This window comes from Pseudoalteromonas sp. NBT06-2 (assembly GCF_002276045.1).
In the GTDB taxonomy this organism is placed as follows: Bacteria; Pseudomonadota; Gammaproteobacteria; order Enterobacterales; family Alteromonadaceae; genus Pseudoalteromonas.
This window is the reverse complement of the sequence record NZ_NQMR01000057.1, coordinates 1-15,848: the sequence shown is the minus strand read 5'-3', so window position 1 is coordinate 15,848 and position 15,848 is coordinate 1. Positions and strand designations below refer to the sequence as shown.

At 35.3% G+C, this 15,848-nt stretch carries 16 protein-coding genes; 10 read left to right on the top strand and 6 right to left on the bottom strand.

The window, feature by feature from the left end:
• Nucleotides 1-6: 6 nt before the first annotated feature.
• From CJF42_RS12525 to CJF42_RS12510, 4 genes are all read left to right on the top strand, one after another.
• Nucleotides 7-555 (top strand): redoxin domain-containing protein, encoded by a 549-nt coding sequence (locus CJF42_RS12525; protein WP_095367011.1) that lies wholly within the window; start codon nt 7-9, stop codon nt 553-555.
• Between the two features lie 72 nt (nt 556-627).
• Nucleotides 628-1,272 (top strand): DsbA family oxidoreductase, encoded by a 645-nt coding sequence (locus tag CJF42_RS12520; RefSeq protein ID WP_095367010.1) that lies wholly within the window; start codon nt 628-630, stop codon nt 1,270-1,272.
• A 2-nt stretch (nt 1,273-1,274) separates the two neighbouring features.
• Nucleotides 1,275-2,414 carry a low temperature requirement protein A gene (locus CJF42_RS12515; RefSeq protein WP_095367009.1) on the top strand — a complete coding sequence of 380 codons (1,140 nt, stop codon included), beginning with the start codon at nt 1,275-1,277 and terminating at the stop codon, nt 2,412-2,414.
• A gap of 214 nt (nt 2,415-2,628) precedes the next feature.
• Nucleotides 2,629-3,219 carry a nucleotidyltransferase family protein gene (locus tag CJF42_RS12510; RefSeq protein WP_170940597.1) on the top strand — a complete coding sequence of 197 codons (591 nt, stop codon included), beginning with the start codon at nt 2,629-2,631 and terminating at the stop codon, nt 3,217-3,219.
• A 37-nt stretch (nt 3,220-3,256) separates the two neighbouring features.
• Here the strand turns inward: CJF42_RS12510 and CJF42_RS12505 are convergent, their stop codons facing one another.
• Complete coding sequence (locus CJF42_RS12505; protein ID WP_095367007.1) at nt 3,257-3,883, bottom strand: GlxA family transcriptional regulator; 627 nt, start codon at nt 3,881-3,883, stop codon at nt 3,257-3,259.
• Nucleotides 3,884-4,340: 457 nt separating this feature from the next.
• Between CJF42_RS12505 and CJF42_RS12500 the strand changes: the two genes are divergently transcribed.
• From CJF42_RS12500 to CJF42_RS12480, 5 genes are all read left to right on the top strand, one after another.
• Nucleotides 4,341-5,399 carry an XdhC family protein gene (locus CJF42_RS12500; RefSeq protein ID WP_095367006.1) on the top strand — a complete coding sequence of 353 codons (1,059 nt, stop codon included), beginning with the start codon at nt 4,341-4,343 and terminating at the stop codon, nt 5,397-5,399.
• A 74-nt stretch (nt 5,400-5,473) separates the two neighbouring features.
• Complete coding sequence (locus CJF42_RS12495) at nt 5,474-5,965, top strand: (2Fe-2S)-binding protein (RefSeq protein ID WP_095367005.1); 492 nt, start codon at nt 5,474-5,476, stop codon at nt 5,963-5,965.
• Between the two features lie 125 nt (nt 5,966-6,090).
• Nucleotides 6,091-8,295 carry a xanthine dehydrogenase family protein molybdopterin-binding subunit gene (locus CJF42_RS12490; RefSeq protein ID WP_502694791.1) on the top strand — a complete coding sequence of 735 codons (2,205 nt, stop codon included), beginning with the start codon at nt 6,091-6,093 and terminating at the stop codon, nt 8,293-8,295.
• Between the two features lie 30 nt (nt 8,296-8,325).
• On the top strand, nt 8,326-9,015 hold the full coding sequence (locus CJF42_RS12485; protein WP_095367003.1) for a hypothetical protein: 690 nt from the start codon (nt 8,326-8,328) through the stop codon (nt 9,013-9,015).
• A 257-nt stretch (nt 9,016-9,272) separates the two neighbouring features.
• Nucleotides 9,273-9,872, top strand: coding sequence for a GTP cyclohydrolase II (locus CJF42_RS12480; protein ID WP_095367002.1), 600 nt, complete (start codon nt 9,273-9,275; stop codon nt 9,870-9,872).
• 350 nt (nt 9,873-10,222) lie between these two features.
• Here CJF42_RS12480 and CJF42_RS12475 read toward each other — a convergent pair whose 3' ends face one another.
• The 3 genes from CJF42_RS12475 to CJF42_RS12465 are packed head-to-tail and all read right to left on the bottom strand — an operon-like array spanning nt 10,223 to nt 13,211.
• On the bottom strand, nt 10,223-11,008 hold the full coding sequence (locus tag CJF42_RS12475) for a prolyl hydroxylase family protein (RefSeq protein WP_095367001.1): 786 nt from the start codon (nt 11,006-11,008) through the stop codon (nt 10,223-10,225).
• Nucleotides 11,005-12,345 (bottom strand): aldehyde dehydrogenase family protein, encoded by a 1,341-nt coding sequence (locus CJF42_RS12470; protein ID WP_095367000.1) that lies wholly within the window; start codon nt 12,343-12,345, stop codon nt 11,005-11,007. Before CJF42_RS12470 ends, CJF42_RS12475 begins: the two co-directional genes overlap by 4 nt.
• 44 nt (nt 12,346-12,389) lie before the next feature.
• On the bottom strand, nt 12,390-13,211 hold the full coding sequence (locus CJF42_RS12465; protein WP_095366999.1) for a CmcJ/NvfI family oxidoreductase: 822 nt from the start codon (nt 13,209-13,211) through the stop codon (nt 12,390-12,392).
• Between the two features lie 105 nt (nt 13,212-13,316).
• Between CJF42_RS12465 and CJF42_RS12460 the strand changes: the two genes are divergently transcribed.
• On the top strand, nt 13,317-14,216 hold the full coding sequence (locus tag CJF42_RS12460) for a LysR family transcriptional regulator (RefSeq protein ID WP_095366998.1): 900 nt from the start codon (nt 13,317-13,319) through the stop codon (nt 14,214-14,216).
• Nucleotides 14,217-14,221: 5 nt separating this feature from the next.
• On the opposite strand, the gene CJF42_RS12455 is transcribed toward CJF42_RS12460, so the two are convergent.
• Complete coding sequence (locus CJF42_RS12455; RefSeq protein WP_095366997.1) at nt 14,222-14,839, bottom strand: acyl carrier protein phosphodiesterase; 618 nt, start codon at nt 14,837-14,839, stop codon at nt 14,222-14,224.
• Nucleotides 14,840-14,847: 8 nt separating this feature from the next.
• Nucleotides 14,848-15,204 carry a winged helix-turn-helix transcriptional regulator gene (locus CJF42_RS12450; RefSeq protein WP_095366996.1) on the bottom strand — a complete coding sequence of 119 codons (357 nt, stop codon included), beginning with the start codon at nt 15,202-15,204 and terminating at the stop codon, nt 14,848-14,850.
• Nucleotides 15,205-15,848 lie beyond the last annotated feature (644 nt).

The window sequence follows — 15,848 nt, the reverse complement described above, 5'->3', positions numbered from 1 at the left end:
TTTAAAATGTCTCAAGAACTAACTTATACAAATAAACTACATGCTGGTAGCGCTTTTCCTGAAATAACAGCTAAATTGCTTTCAGGTGATACTGTTGAATTAGGTAAACCTCAAAACGGTGCCGATTGGCAGTTGGTTGTTGTATATCGTGGTCGTCATTGTCCACTTTGTACACGTTACTTAAATCAACTTGAAGGATACAAAAATTCTTTACGTGAGATTGGCGTGGATTTAGTAGCAGTATCTGGAGATAGCAAAGCGCAATTAGAAAACCACTTAAATGATTTAAATATCAGTTTCCCGATTGCTTACGGTTTAGAATTAGAGCAAATGAATGAGTTAGGTGTATATATTTCAGATCCGAGATCTGAACAAGAAACAGATCACCCTTTTGCTGAGCCGGGAATATTTGTAGTGAATCAACAAGGGAATATTCAAGTAGTTGATATTTCGAATAACCCATTTGTTAGACCTGAATTACAAGCTTTAGTAAATGGTTTAGGCTGGATCCGTAATCCTGCAAATAATTATCCTGTGCGTGGCATGCATAAATAAGGCATTAGCGATGAAACATATAAATACTGCAATAATTGTTGAACGTAAAGCTGCCAGCATAAAGGAGCACGAATGAAACAGTTAGAGATAGATATTATTTCTGATGTAGTGTGTCCTTGGTGTGTTATCGGCTTTTCTCGTTTACAAAAAGCGATTGAACAGCTGGGTAATCAAATAGATGTCAAAATTAATTGGCATCCATTTGAGTTAAATCCAAGTATGTCAGATACAGGAGAAAACTTACGTGCCCATCTTGCTAAAAAGTATGGCACGACATTAGAAGGCAGTATTAAAGCGCGTAAAATGCTGACAGATCTAGGTCAAGATGTAGATTTCCAGTTTAACTATTTTGATGAAATGAAAATGTTAAACACACATCAATGTCATCAACTTTTATTATGGGCAAAAGGCTCAGGAAAACAAACGCAATTAGCTATGGCTTTATTTGAGCTATTCTTTACAAATAAAAGTGAGTTTACTCAAGAACAGCTATTAGAAGTTGTCACTGTGCTTCGCTTAAATACAAAAGAAGCTGAACACATTTTACAAACTAATCTCTTTTCACAAGAAGTCAAAAGAATAGAAAATCAATGGCGACAACAAGGTGTAGAAGCTGTACCTGCGTTTATTTTTAATAAACAAGAAATACTCCTTGGCGCACAGGAAGTAGAAACTTTTATTTCTGTAATACATTCTTTAATACAAGATAAGGAATAATAATGATAAATAGTCTTTATAAATCAGAAGGGCGCCATGCGACTTGGTTAGAATTATTCTTTGATCTTGTATTTGTCGCAGTAATAGGCGTAGTTACTCACGATTTAGCGCATACACATGATGGCCATATTGGCTTAGAACAATTAATACGGTTTCCTCTGGTTTTCATTCCTGTTTGGTGGGTTTGGATGACACATACCTTATATGCCAATCGCTTTGATAAAGACAATAGAGAGCATAGACTGTTTAGTTTAGCTATTATGGCGGTAATGGTTGTACTGTCTACCTTTGCTGAAACAAGTTTAAGTCAAGGGTTTATATATTTTACAGCCCTGTACGCACTGCTTAGATTTATGCTTGCTCTGTTATATTGGTTTGCGCATAAACAAGATACTGATGAGCTCGTTTTTGCGAAAGAGTTAAGTTTTGCGATTACAGCTGGCGCGATTGTAAGTTTGTCTTCAATACTCATAGAAGGGTATTTGAAGTACGTTATCTTTTATATCGGAATTGCATTAGATATTTTATTGCAGTTTAGATTAAGAGTTAAATTACATAATAAACCGCTTGATAGAGAGCACTTTGTTGAACGCATTGGATTACTCGCAATTATTATTCTAGGTGAATCTATGATAGCTATGGTCGCAAGTTTATCTCATGAGCAGTGGAATATATCTGATATTATTTCTGCATCAACAGGCTTCGTATTAATAGGCATGATTTGGTGGATATACTTTGATAGCTTTCCAATTTTAGAAAGAGCAAAAAAACTAACAACTGGTAATGTACTTATTTATACACATTTATTGTTATGTATGGGGCTATTGATATTAGCTAATATGATACGCCATACAATTTTAGGCGATTTAGATAGAGCAACATTTGGTTTATTAGCCATAACAGGTTTGGTCTTCTTTTATTTAGGTAAACAAATTCCTTATTGGTATGCATTTCCACCGTGGCGTAAGGCTATAATATCTAACACCTTAATATGTGTAAGTATTACAGTTGCGAGTAGTTTTCTACCTAAGATTGAATATTCATTAATAGGTATGACATTTGGTATGTTTGTTTATGTTTATTTGACTTTTAAACGCATTATCTCGGTAAATGTAGATAAATATTTAGCTGAGGAGCATTAATTGAATTTGGTTGGACAATAGAAGAATTCAGCTAAAAACCAGTTTTCAATCAAATTATGACTACAATAGATGGGTAACTTTGTTGATGGAGTGGATATGCGTTTGAGCAGTTTTTTACTTATGTTATCCACTCTATCGGTAGCTAAAATGACTTGCGCTGAAGAAGTAGAGTTAGCTTATTTCATACTAATAGTCCGATTCAATAAGAAAACTTTTGAATAAAAACAAAAACTCATCACTCGCTATCGTTATTTTAGCTGCAGGCGCAGCCTCTCGATTTGGCTCGGTTAAGCAATTAGCTGTTCATCAAAATAAGACTTTATTGCAACATAAAATAGATACTTGTTGTCAGCTTAATCAATACGATAGTTACGTTGTTTTGGGCGCTGCTTATCAGCAGATTATAGCCGCGACTGATTTTGGCAACTGCCAAGTTATTCATAATATTCATTGGCATTCGGGTATGTCTAGTTCGATAAAAGCAGCCATAACTGAGCTAGGCCATCTTTATGATGGTATTTTGTTTTTAGCAGCAGATCAAGTATTGGTTGAGTATAAGAAATTAGCAAAATTAATACAATGTTGGTTAAAATACCCAACTAAGTTAATAACAGCAAAATTTGATAATCAAATTGCAATACCGAGTATTTTTCCTAAGCAATATTTTCATGAGCTATTAGCATTAAGTGGCGATAAAGGGGGTAAGAAGGTGTTGATGGCACATCAAGAAAATTTAATGTGTATTGATCTGCCTGAGGCTAAATATGATATTGATAGACCTGAAGACTTATACAAGATTACATAAAATAAAAGGTCTTATTTTATAAACGGAAATCTCATAATTAGATATTATCGCTCTTAAATAATCCGCGCCAAGTATTCGGTATGGTATCAAATTTTTGTTTAAAATGTTTTCTAAAGTTTTGTTCTGAACTAAAACCTGACAATTCTGAAATTTGACTAATAGGTAAATTTGTTGACTCTAAAAGGTTTAAGCTATGATTTAGTCTCATATTAGCTAACCAAATAGTAAAACTTATGCCATATGTTAATTTAAAATGCCTGCTAAAACTTCTCACACTCATTGAACAAAATATTGCAGCCTGAACTAATGAATAGCTTTCACTAATTGCTAATAAAATATGATCAACTAATTTTGTGATACGTTCATCACTTGGTCTTTGCAGTGTAGGTTGCTCTATGTATTGGTTTTGACCGCCACTTCGTTCAGGTGCAGATACCATTATCCGTGCTACTTGATTTGCAATTTTTACACCATAGAAACGTTTAACAATATAAAGACAGCAATCTATTGCAGCAGCGCTTCCTGCTGACGTAATGATATTATCTGAATCGATAAATAAAGGGTTAGTATCGAACTTGACCTGTGGAAATCGAGTAATAAAATCATCATTAAATTTCCAATGAGAGGTTGCCTTTATGTTATCTAAAAGCCCAGAATATGCCAATGATGCGGATCAAAAATATTTATAAAGATTAATATACTGACCAATCATTGCAAAGTAGCCCAATCAAAAGAAATCTTATTTTCAATCAGTTGAGCTACCTATGCAGTTTATTTAACAATAAATCTAAATAAGACTCCTAGTTCATAAATAATGATTAAGCCACTGATTTAAAGTAAATAAAAACCTTCCCACTCAGAAATAACCCCGCTTTATAAGTCATTTTATAATAAAGTCTTACCAATACACCAGGTAACTAAAAGTATACTGGTTGTTTAATGTCACCTTTTAACTATACTCATTTATCAGTGACTTATTTAGCAAATAAATAAGGTTTACACATGTCGTAACTTGATAGCTTTATGCATCATATTGGTATTTATTACTGTGGTTTTGTAGGCATTGTTAAAACAAAATAACGATCAAAATATTTAGCGTTGAAAATTTATAGGTGTAATACATGAGTAATCAACTTTCACATATTCTAAAGCAATGGCATGACAATAAAGATGATTGTGCATGGGTATTAGGAACCATTTATGATCATTGTGGGCCTTGTTATCGAAAGGCTGGTGCAATGATGTTGTTTAATAGCTTAGGCCAACAGTTTGGAATGCTCAGTGGGGGTTGTTTAGAGTCTGATATCGCTAAAAAAGCGCAAAAAGTAATGACCACAGGAAAAACAATTAAATTATGCTACGACGGCAGTGATGAAGATGATATGGCCTTTCAGCTTGGCATTGGATGTGGAGGTACCGTGCATATCATGTTGCAGTCGATTAATTTTGAAAATAACTACCTTGCGCTAGATAAAGTTTTTAATTGCCTGTTACAAAGAAAAACAGGTGTTTACTCACAAAAAATTTCTCATGAATTATCTGATGATCAAGCTAGGTTTAATCAACAAGTTTTAAGCTTAAAAAATTCAAAAACTAAGCTTAATCATCTCGATTATAATAGTCAAAATGATACTTGGTTAGAAACGCCTATTATACCAGAGCCTCACATTTTAATCGCTGGTGGCGGTTTAGATGCCAGACCTATGGTTGAAATTGCACATCAATTAGGTTGGCATATTAGCTTATGGGATCCAAGACCTGCTAATGCACGAAGAGAGTTTTTTTTAAAAGCAAACCAAATCATAAAAGGTGATGTAAATGCGTTATCAAAATACGTTAATCAGAGCCAAATAGACGCTGCAGTTGTGATGACCCACAATATCAATTTAGATGCTAAATCATTATTTGCTTTAAGTAACTCATCAATTCGATACTTAGCATTACTAGGACCAACACACAGAAAGTTTCAAGTACTACAACAAGCTAATTTAGATGAGTTATCACTTAACTTTCCAATAGCCGGTCCTGCAGGATTAAATATCGGAGCGCAATTACCTGAAAGTATCGCATTATCTATTTTAAGTGAATGTCATGCCAGTTTATATGCCAAACCTGCTTCATCCATTAGCAATGTATTAGTACCAAGTTCACAAATCGATGACTTAAAGAAGTCAGCCTAATATTTAATCCACCCTCTAATTTTAAACCGTGATCATAAAATTTAATTAGAGATATATAGCAAGTAGGAATAATAATGATTGAATTTAATTTAAATGGAAAAGTCGTGCGATCAAACGCATTTGATGATACCCCGCTTTTATGGGTGATTAGAGATGAATTTGGACTCAAGGGAACCAAATTTGGCTGTGGAATTGCAATGTGCGGTGCATGTACTGTCCACATAGACAATGATGCTGTTCGATCTTGCTCACTACCATTAGCGATGGCAAATGGTAAAGAAGTCAAAACCATTGAAGGGTTCGAAAACAAGCATCCATTACAAAAAGCATGGGTCAAAGAACAAGTACCTCAGTGTGGTTATTGTCAATCAGGCCAAATAATGCAAGCGGCGACATTGCTTGATAAAAATACTAATCCAAGTGACGACGAAATTTCAGCCCATATGAGCGCCAATATTTGTCGTTGTATGGCTTACCCAAGAATAAAAAAAGCGATTAAAGAAGCTGCTAAACAAAGCACTTTAGGCGTTAACATTTTTGATCCTTCTATATCAAAGGATGCGTAATCATGAAGCTATTAAACAAAAGTCTACTAAACAATACCAGTAAAGGCATTGATAACGACTTCGAAGAGGCGCCCCAATTATCACGTAGAAAGTTTTTGATTGGCGCAGCTAAGTCGTCCTTAATTATGGCGTTTGCACCACTTGCTATGTCGCTAACAGCAAGTGCTTCGCAAATAATTTCAGACAGGGCTTTCTCGCCTAGTGTTTGGTTTGAAATAAAAAACACTGGAGAAATTACTGTCCATGTTGCACGATGTGAAATGGGGCAACATGTAGGTACAGCCTTAGCACAAATTGTTGCCGAGGAACTAGGTGCAAATTGGGATGACATTCGTGTAGAACATGCCAGTTCAGATCCTAAATGGGGCTTCGTAATGACTGGTGGCTCTTGGTCTGTATTTCAAATGTATAAGCCATTATCTCAAGCTGGTGCAGCAGGAAGACTCACTTTAATTGATGCTGGCGCTAAAATATTAGGTGTATCGGCCCATAGTTGTGACGTAAAAGATAGTAAAGTCATTTCTGGTAATAAGTCGATTACTTTTTCAGAGATCATCAATAAAGGAAAATTTGATCGCACTTTTACCCCTGAAGAAATGGCAAAACTGTCAATCAAGTCACCCGATAAAAGGCACACGATCGGCTTTGATCGACTTGCCTTAGATGTCCCGCCAAAAACAAATGGTAAAGCTGTTTATGGTATAGATGTTGAATTAAAGGGCATGGTTTACGCCCGCCCTGTCATTCCACCAACGCGCTATGGTAGTAAAGTATTAGGTGTAGATGACTCAAAAGCCAAAAATATAAAAGGCTATTTAGGTTACGAAATACTAAAAGATCAATCTAACTGGATTGAAGGTTGGGTAAGCGTGATCGCTGATACATACCAGAGTGCAATTAAAGCCGCAGATGTATTAAAAATTAGCTACCAAGCAGGCAGTTCTGCGAATATTAATGAACAAGACATTATTGATGAAGGAATAAAATTAGTTAATCAAAAAGAATCTGGCGTACTGTTTGTAAACGACGGTGATGTAGACAAAGCATTCAAAGTGGCAGCTAGTTCAATGTCCGCTACTTACATCACGCATACGGCAATGCATTTTCAAATGGAACCATTAAACGCAACCGCTGAATTTAAAGATGGTATATGGCATGTTCACTGTGGTAACCAATCCCACTCGTTAACGCAACCTGCAGTCGCCAAAGCACTTGGCGTTAAAGTTGAAGAAGTAATGATCCACCAATATTACTTAGGTGGTGGATTTGGCCGACGTGCTTATGGTGATTATGCTATTCCCGCTGCACTTACCGCTAAACAAATTGGCAAACCTGTTAAATTTATATTCACTCGCGTAGATGATTCAAAGTTCGATCAAGCGCGTTCAGCATCGGTACAAAAAGTATCGGGCGCGCTAAATAAAAACAATGAACTTATCGGCTATCAGCACTATGTTAGCGCCGGTTGGCCAACATTAGCGATGGCACCAGGTTTTATGCCAAAAGCGCTAGATGGCAAGGGCAATTTTGACCCATTTTCTACTTCTGGTTCTGATCACTGGTATTCCATTGCGAATAATCGTGTACGAACCATTAACAATCAAGTGGCACAAAAAGCGTTTAATCCTGGCTGGTTACGTTCAGTAGGCCCTGGGTGGATAAGTTTTGGTGCAGAATCATTTATTGATGAAGTGGCTAATGAAATAAACATTGATCCTATTGATCTGCGTTTAAGCTTGCTTGACGGAAAAGGTAAGAACAAAGGTCATCATCCACAAAGTGTTAATGGAGCAAAACGTCTAAAAACAGTGTTAGAGCACTGTAGAAAAACCGCAAATTGGGGTGGAAAACTGTCTAAGAATGAGGGCATAGGGATTGCGACCAGTTTTGGTCAAGAGCGTGAAATGCCAACTTGGATCGCCTGTGCAGCACACGTAAAGGTAGACCCTAGAAGTGGCGAAGTTAAGGTGAAAAAAATTACCATGACACTTGATTGTGGCACCGTAGTACACCCCGACAGCGCAAGAGCGCAAATAGAAGGCTCAATATTGTGGGGCGTGAGCTTAGCGTTATTTGAAGGTACAGAAATTAAAAACAGTAACTACGCGGCTACAAACTTTCATAATTACACCCCGTTGCGTATGAACGATATGCCAGAGATGGAAATTAACTTTATCGACAGTAAAGAGTTCCCGGTAGGTTTAGGGGAACCAGGTGTTATTGCAGTAGCGCCTGCTATTGCTAATGCAATTTTCAATGCCTCGGGCGTGCGCTTACGTGAGTTACCTATGAAAGCAGAACATGTTCGTGAGCAAAAAGCCAAAGCCTGAGCCTAGCAATTAGAACAAGAGGATATAAACATGGTTAAGTTAACCAAAATATTACTAGCAACAAACATCATCTTGCTTTCGTCGTTACTCACTGTAAACGCCAATGAAGTATTTAAAAAATTTGATAGAAATCCGACCGCAAAAAATGCATTTTCTTATCTTTTTGAAGTTGCTAAGCATCCGCGTTGTGCCAATTGTCATGGCGTCGTAGAAAATGGTGTTCATAAACCTACAGTGGGTGATTATCGTAAAAACCATCCGATGAACATTACGGCCCTTAATAATTTAGTGTTAACGGTAAAAGATCATCATTTTGTTCAGGTTCCTAGTGCAGCGATGAATTGTAGAAGCTGTCATCAAGACACAAACTATCCAGAGCCAGGTATGCCGCCGGGCGCAGCTAACGATAAAATGCCTGGGTTTGTTTGGCATATGCCACCTGCAACTATGGCTGTACCTAGAGATATCACTGCAAATCAACTTTGCGAACTGTGGCTAGATCCAGCAAGAAACTCTAACTTGGTCTATCGAGGTGGCAGAGATGATTTAAAAACCTTTAGAGCTGAATTTTTAGATCATCATGCTAAAGTCGACCCACTCATTTTATGGGCATGGGAACCTGGTTTAGGAAGGGAAGCGGCACCAGGAACAAACAAGGACTTCTTAAAAGCGTTAGATATTTGGATATCAGCTAAAGCCCCTTGTCCAGTGAATGGTTAAATTGCTGAATCATTTATTCAGTTAAACAGATACGAAAATAAGCATTAATATTTATATGCTTATTTTCGTATTTTTAATTGTTGTTTTTAAAGATATTAAACTTTAAATCTATCATTATAATTTAGGTTACGAAAAGTTAACTAGTTGCAAACGGTCTTTAAGGTTACTAAATCACACCTACATTAATAATTTGCTAATATTAACAGATTTTATAAATGTTTTTTCAAGCAAATCAGCTAAGTTAATTAAGGTTATTTATGGTTGAAGTGATGACAAGAGTATCTCTAAAAGTTGGAAGTAAAAGTCATATTCCAGCAGAGATAGTATCTTTTAAAAATATTAAATCCAAAAAAGAGCATATTGCACTCATTTTTGATCAAGCAGATAAAACTCAGAAATCCCCCTTAGTGAGAATACATTCTGAATGTTTAACAGGAGATATATTTCATTCTTCTAGATGTGATTGCGGTGAGCAGTTAGATGAAGCTATCGATATGATGGCAATGCAAGGTGGCATCTTAGTGTATTTACGTCAAGAAGGCAGAGGCATTGGCTTGTACAATAAAATTGAAGCATATAAACACCAAACAAATGGCATGAATACCTACGAAGCAAATTATGCCCTAGGATTTGATGATGATCTTAGAGAGTATTCAGAAGCAATAGATATTCTAAAAGCACTGAATGTCTCTGCGGTCAATTTACTAACAAATAACCCGTTAAAAGCAGAAGCATTAAATAGTGCCAAGATAAATACAAATAAGATTATTCCAACTTTAGTTTTTGAAAAAACTGATAATGAATCATATCTCAAAGCTAAAGCAAAATTAGCTGAACATCAAATTGTCTTTAATTGATTATTACCACAACTTAGCATATAAAATAGGAGAGGTAAGACAAAAAAATAGCATAATAAACAAGGAACACTTAATTTTTTTCATTATAAACTCGATTACTGCGTGTTATATCATCTAACTTTAAAGAATGTTATTAATATGAACAAAGATAAAGATAAAGATTAAACTTACACTGTTTATCGTATTTTTAATAGAAGGCTAAATAGGTTTAGCAAATATTTTTAATAGTTTCCTGTTTTATAAAATAATTTGCTAGCAATAGCTGGGCTGTTTTATGCTTTTTATAAAACAGCACAGGTATAAGGAAGAAAACGATAGTTTTTTTAAATATTTTGGCAATAGATCAAAATTTATATTTCAAACAATACATCTGTTCGCACTATGTATTTTGTGCCTTTGGTAATAGGTAAAGAGCTATGTAAACAATGCATTGGGTGATGCCCATGTGGAAATACTAAGACACTGCCTTTTGGTGTTCTAATATTAACTTTTTTTGCATCACTTTCTAATCTTGCTGGCAAATTCGGATTGTCTTTATGTACCAAAAACTGTGTTTCTCCGCCATCAAAGTCATCTGATAATAATATTAAAAATGTCATTTGACTCCATCTATCGTCATAAGCCTGACCGACTAATCTATTGTTTATGACACGACTACCAGGCCAAGAACCATCTATATGCGGCTTGAAAAAGTCACCTTTTTGATAACGATAAAATCGAAACCTTGCATTGATCCCAAGGGGGGTTAAGCCATTAAAATTATCATCACCTTGCTCAAATAAGGCAGCAACACGATCCCATATAATGGTATCGGTTGTTTCATCTACAACCATAGTCACATTGTCATTATGTCTTACGTTTCTGGGTAGTGAAACGGGTGCATCACCTAAATAACCTAGTGATTCAGTAACTTCTATTAACTTATCACATTCATCTTTCGAAAGTACATTGAGTAACTGGAAGCTACCAGGTACTTCAGGAATGTCTTTTCTTATAATACTGTTGCTTGACTCTTTATTTAGTTCAAATGGATTTATAGCTTCTGGGGTCCAAGTAGGCAAGCTTGGGTTTTCTGCTCCAGGCTCTTTAGCAACAACATAGAATGCGTGATTATTATTTATATTAGAATGACTCATTTTGATACGACCTTTACTTGAGCAAATTGTCGATGACCTTCTACAGAACCTCGGTAACCAAAACCGCTTTGTTTTGCACCCACCCAAGGGCTATCACCATCTCCACCAACGCCTCGATTAATGCCTACCATGCCTGCTTCTAATTGGTTTGCGATATTATTTGCACCTTTAGTGCCAAAAACAACGGCACCTAAAGCATAGTCAGAATCATTGGCCCGATTTATGGCATCATCAATATGTGCAAATGTGGCAATGCTAACGATAGGACCAAAGGTTTCCTCTATTTCTATCAACATATCAGGTTGCATTTGTGTAATAACAGTAGGACCAATAAATGGGGCAGGGTGTGAGGCGTCCCCTAATATTAATTTGGCGCCTTTAGTTATGGCATCATTGATATGATTTTTTATTTTCGAATATTGTGAATGATTTACAATAGGTCCAATGTTAGCGTGCCTATCATCCCAAGTACCTACTCTATATCTCATTGCTACATCTGTGACTTTACGTATAAAGTCATCAGCTACTGACTCATCAACATAAACCCGTTCGGTAGAGACACACATTTGGCCAGCATTCTCAAAACTACTGCCTACTGCAAATCTAGCTGCAGCATCAAGATCTGCATTGTGCATCACTATCATAGGATCATTCCCACCAAGCTCCATAATTAATCGCTTTAATCCCGAACTTGCTTTAGCCATAATATCTTTACCAGCATCTTTAGAACCCGTAAATGCCACTAAGTTGATATCTGATTTAACAAGTTTTTGGCCTAATTCCTTTTTACCATGAACAATTTGTAAAACATGTTCTGGTAAAATTTCATTTAATGAAGCAACCATTTCATTTGCCACAAGAGGCGTTTCTTCTGACGGTTTAAAAATAACGGTATTACCAGCAACTAAAGCGGGTATTATAAGATTAGCAGCCATTACCAACGGATAATTCCAAGGTGATATGATTGCAGCTACGCCTAATGGTGTATATTGAATTTCTGTTCCAGGTCCTTGTTTGATTGGTTTAAGTGCATCAGATACTAAATCGGCTATATATTCGGCACTGTGGATCACACCTGATACTTCACCAGAAGAGCGTCTTGCATCTTTTCCCATTTCCATGCTCATTAGTCGTGCTAAATCTCTTTGTTGTGAGGCTAAAGACTCAAAAGCACGGGAGATTGTTTCAACTCTGACATCAATAGGTGTATTGCGCCATAGTTTAAATGCAGACTTTGCTTGGTTCATTTTAGTTGAAAGTTCTCTGTCTGAAGTAATCAATACTTCACCAATTACTTCACCATTACTCGGATTGATTGACTTAATTGTTTCTTTCATAATTGTTCCAATTTTGTGCTATCTTTTAAATTTTAAAAGTTGGTTTATTCAAAAAGCATGATGCTTCTAACTTCAATGCTGATGCGTTTAGCTTGTGCAGGATCGGCATTTGAAATTGTAAAACCTGTATGAGGTACTCTACTGACTAGACTATTTGAATTACTGTCAAATACTTTAAAAATGAGTTGTTCTTTTGCTGTCATTTTCGGATAAAAGTACCATTGATGTTTTTCACTGTGACTAAATACTTCAATTTCTCCAGTTCTATTGGGATATATGACTGGCATTAAATTAGATTCCTGATCAGAAACTGTATTAATATCTAGAAATGCCAACGGACTATCTACAACTAAATCAACTAAAGGGATCCAGGTATTAATAAACTGATAATGGTTAAAACTATCTGGTGATATGCCATGTTTATTAAGTTCAACGTTTATCCTGTGCTCAGCTGATGATTGGGTATAATCATTATGTATCGTTTTTACTGGAGAGCGCTTCTCAGATCTGGACAGTGAATCTTCAACAGAACGGATAGTATGATCAAAAATCAAACCCGAAACTGCACCTGTTTGAGACTTGAGGTGTTTGATCACTTGTGGGTAAAGCTGTTCTTTTACGATATTGTCATCAAAGTAATCTGTCACTTTGTATGTATTGTCAACAAGTTCAAAACCCATAGTATTTAAAGTCGGTGGTGTTTTTAAAACTCTTGCATTATTGATATTCATTGAGCGTGCATCTACCTTAGATACAAGGACATCAGCGCTCTTAGCATCTGATTTCAGATCAAATGCTTCTATATTTTCGGGAAATATATAATTGAGTGTTGCGTTAAGTGTTTTAGCACTACTGTGTAATTGCATCTTTATCTCCAACAAATTCTAATGCTGTTATTAAATAACTTAAGCAGTATGTTATGCTTGAATTCATACAATTAAAAACAACTACATCTTGTAGGGGATACAACTTTGGCTGGTATCAATCGTCTTGATATAAAACAATTGAGAATACTGCAATTGTTACTTCAACAAAGAAACTTATCTAAAGTTGCAAATCTTATGGGTTTAACGCAGCAAGCGATAAGTGAACAATTAAGAAAGTTACGAGATACTTTTAATGATGAATTATTTATACGAACGAATAATGGGGTGATCCCGACGCAAGTAGCAGAAAATATGGCACATAAAATAAACCATATTTTGCTTGATATAGCGCAATTGCTAAATCCTGAAGATTTTGATCCCTCAATTCTGACAGGCCTGTTACAAATCAGCACATCTGATTATGCCCTTGCTACGGTTTTACCTCAGTTATTAAAAGTAGTGAATAAACAAGCACCAAACTTAAAGATAGTAATTCGTGACTTTGAATCAGATAATTTAGAAACGTTGATGGTTACCGGTGAGTTAGATTTGGTGATTACTTTTCCTGAATTTATTCCTAATACCTTTTCAACATTAAAGTTATTTGATGAGCAACATATTTGTGTAACAGGTAATAATTCGCCTTATGCACATAAAAAATTTACGCTTAAGCAACTTGCTGGTTTAGCGCAAGTTATTGTTTCTCCTTCAAGGCCAAATCTTAAAGGCTCTCATGATACATGGTTCGCTAAAAAAGGCTTAACCAGAAATGTTATTATGTCAGTTCCTAGCTTTGCCACCGCAGCTGATATTATTCAATCAACAAATACAATTGCATTTTTACCTTCAAGGATACTGCCTGATCCAAAACTAATTCCGATTGATTTGCATGAACTTCCACCAAGTTTTGAAGTAATTGCAGCTTGGCATCCAAGATCAGATACCAGTGCGATGCATAAATGGTTATTAGAAATATTAAGAACAGAGTTTTGTAGTTTGAATTAATCACATCAAGATAATACTTTTAACACATATAAGGATTCATTTTTTTCTAATGCGTGATATGAAACGTGGTTGATTAATTGAGGGAATAAGCTTAAAAACACTTGGTTTAACTCGTCATAATGTTTATTGATATCGTCGATACAGCCAGAAAACTCATTGTTAAATCTAATTCGTTTTGCAATATTATCTAGGGCAATACCAATACCTTCAGGTGATTCATATGATTTGAACCAATCATCTTGTGTTATACGAGAAATAACTTGCTGCATATTTGAAGGCATATTCGGAAGGTTTGTTTGAAGCATGTTATAACAATTATGTTTAAAGTCATTAAAATCTTTATTACTAAATTTCGACCAATTTTTAATTAAAAAATGGTCAAACAAAACATCTAAAGCGATCCCCGAGAATCGCTTTCTTTTATTAGAAAATAGTCGCTTAGCTTGTTTAATTTCAGCATGTGAATCTGTAAATTTATCAACTAAATAGTGGTTATCAAGACCTAATCTTATTGGTGTCGGTAAGAATTTAGCTAACTTCTTACCGCCAAAATCACCTAATAGGTTGCCATAATAGGAGTCTGCATTTGTTTGTGCTAAATATAAATGCGCTAAATAATTCATGGTTAAATTTATATCTTGTGAGACTCAGACCAAACTCTAAGTTCATCTAAAATATTTAAAGCAGTTTTACCAAAATCAGTCAATTCATAGGTAACAGCAACAGGTCTGTCACTGATTACTTTTCTTAATACCATGCCTTCACTTTCTAATTCTTTGAGACGCTGATCGACCATTTTTTTACTGGCGCCACCTAACATACGTGCTAAATCATTAAATCTAACTGGTTCATCTTTAAGATGATATATAATTGAGCCTTTCCATTTACCGCCTATTAAACGCATGCCTTTTTCGATAGCACATGGTTCAGTACACGCATTTAATACTTTTTTTCTACCTTTACTATCAGTTTTTACGATACTTTCCATTTTATTGCCCTATAAAGCTCCTAAGTTACATAATGTAAACTGGCTTATAAATTTTCTTAAGATACTAAAATATACCACATGTGAATGTAATAGGGAAAATATATGATATATATACACCATATTAAAAAAGCCGTGTAACTAAAAAGAACAAGTTAAAAATGTACAAAAACTTTTTACACCTAGAAATTTGATATTTATGATAAAATCGAATTTAAGGTAACAATCAAATGTATTTTTTGTAAATGGATTGTTTACATCCCTTCAATTAGTGGTAAGTTATAGATACAGCTTAGCTGTAAATTCTATTCAAATAATCACTGGAGGTAAGATGAAAAATAAAACATTAAAAACTCCAAGTGATCTGCATATATGTTCTGTGGACTTTCATTTAAGTGAATGGTTCGACGAATAACCAAAAACCAAATTTATACCATCTCCGTTAATTAGCTGTTTACTCACGTGAATTAAAAGCGTTTCTGGAAAATTGGCATTTTTGTTATGTCAGCTCTAAGGAAATAATCATAAGGCACTAAAACTTTAAAGCTCATTTGCTCTGAGTGGCCATTCTATTATCGGTATTGGTATTTCATAGTTAATTATTAATCTGTTGTGTATTTCACACAACAGCAACTATAGTTTTTGGG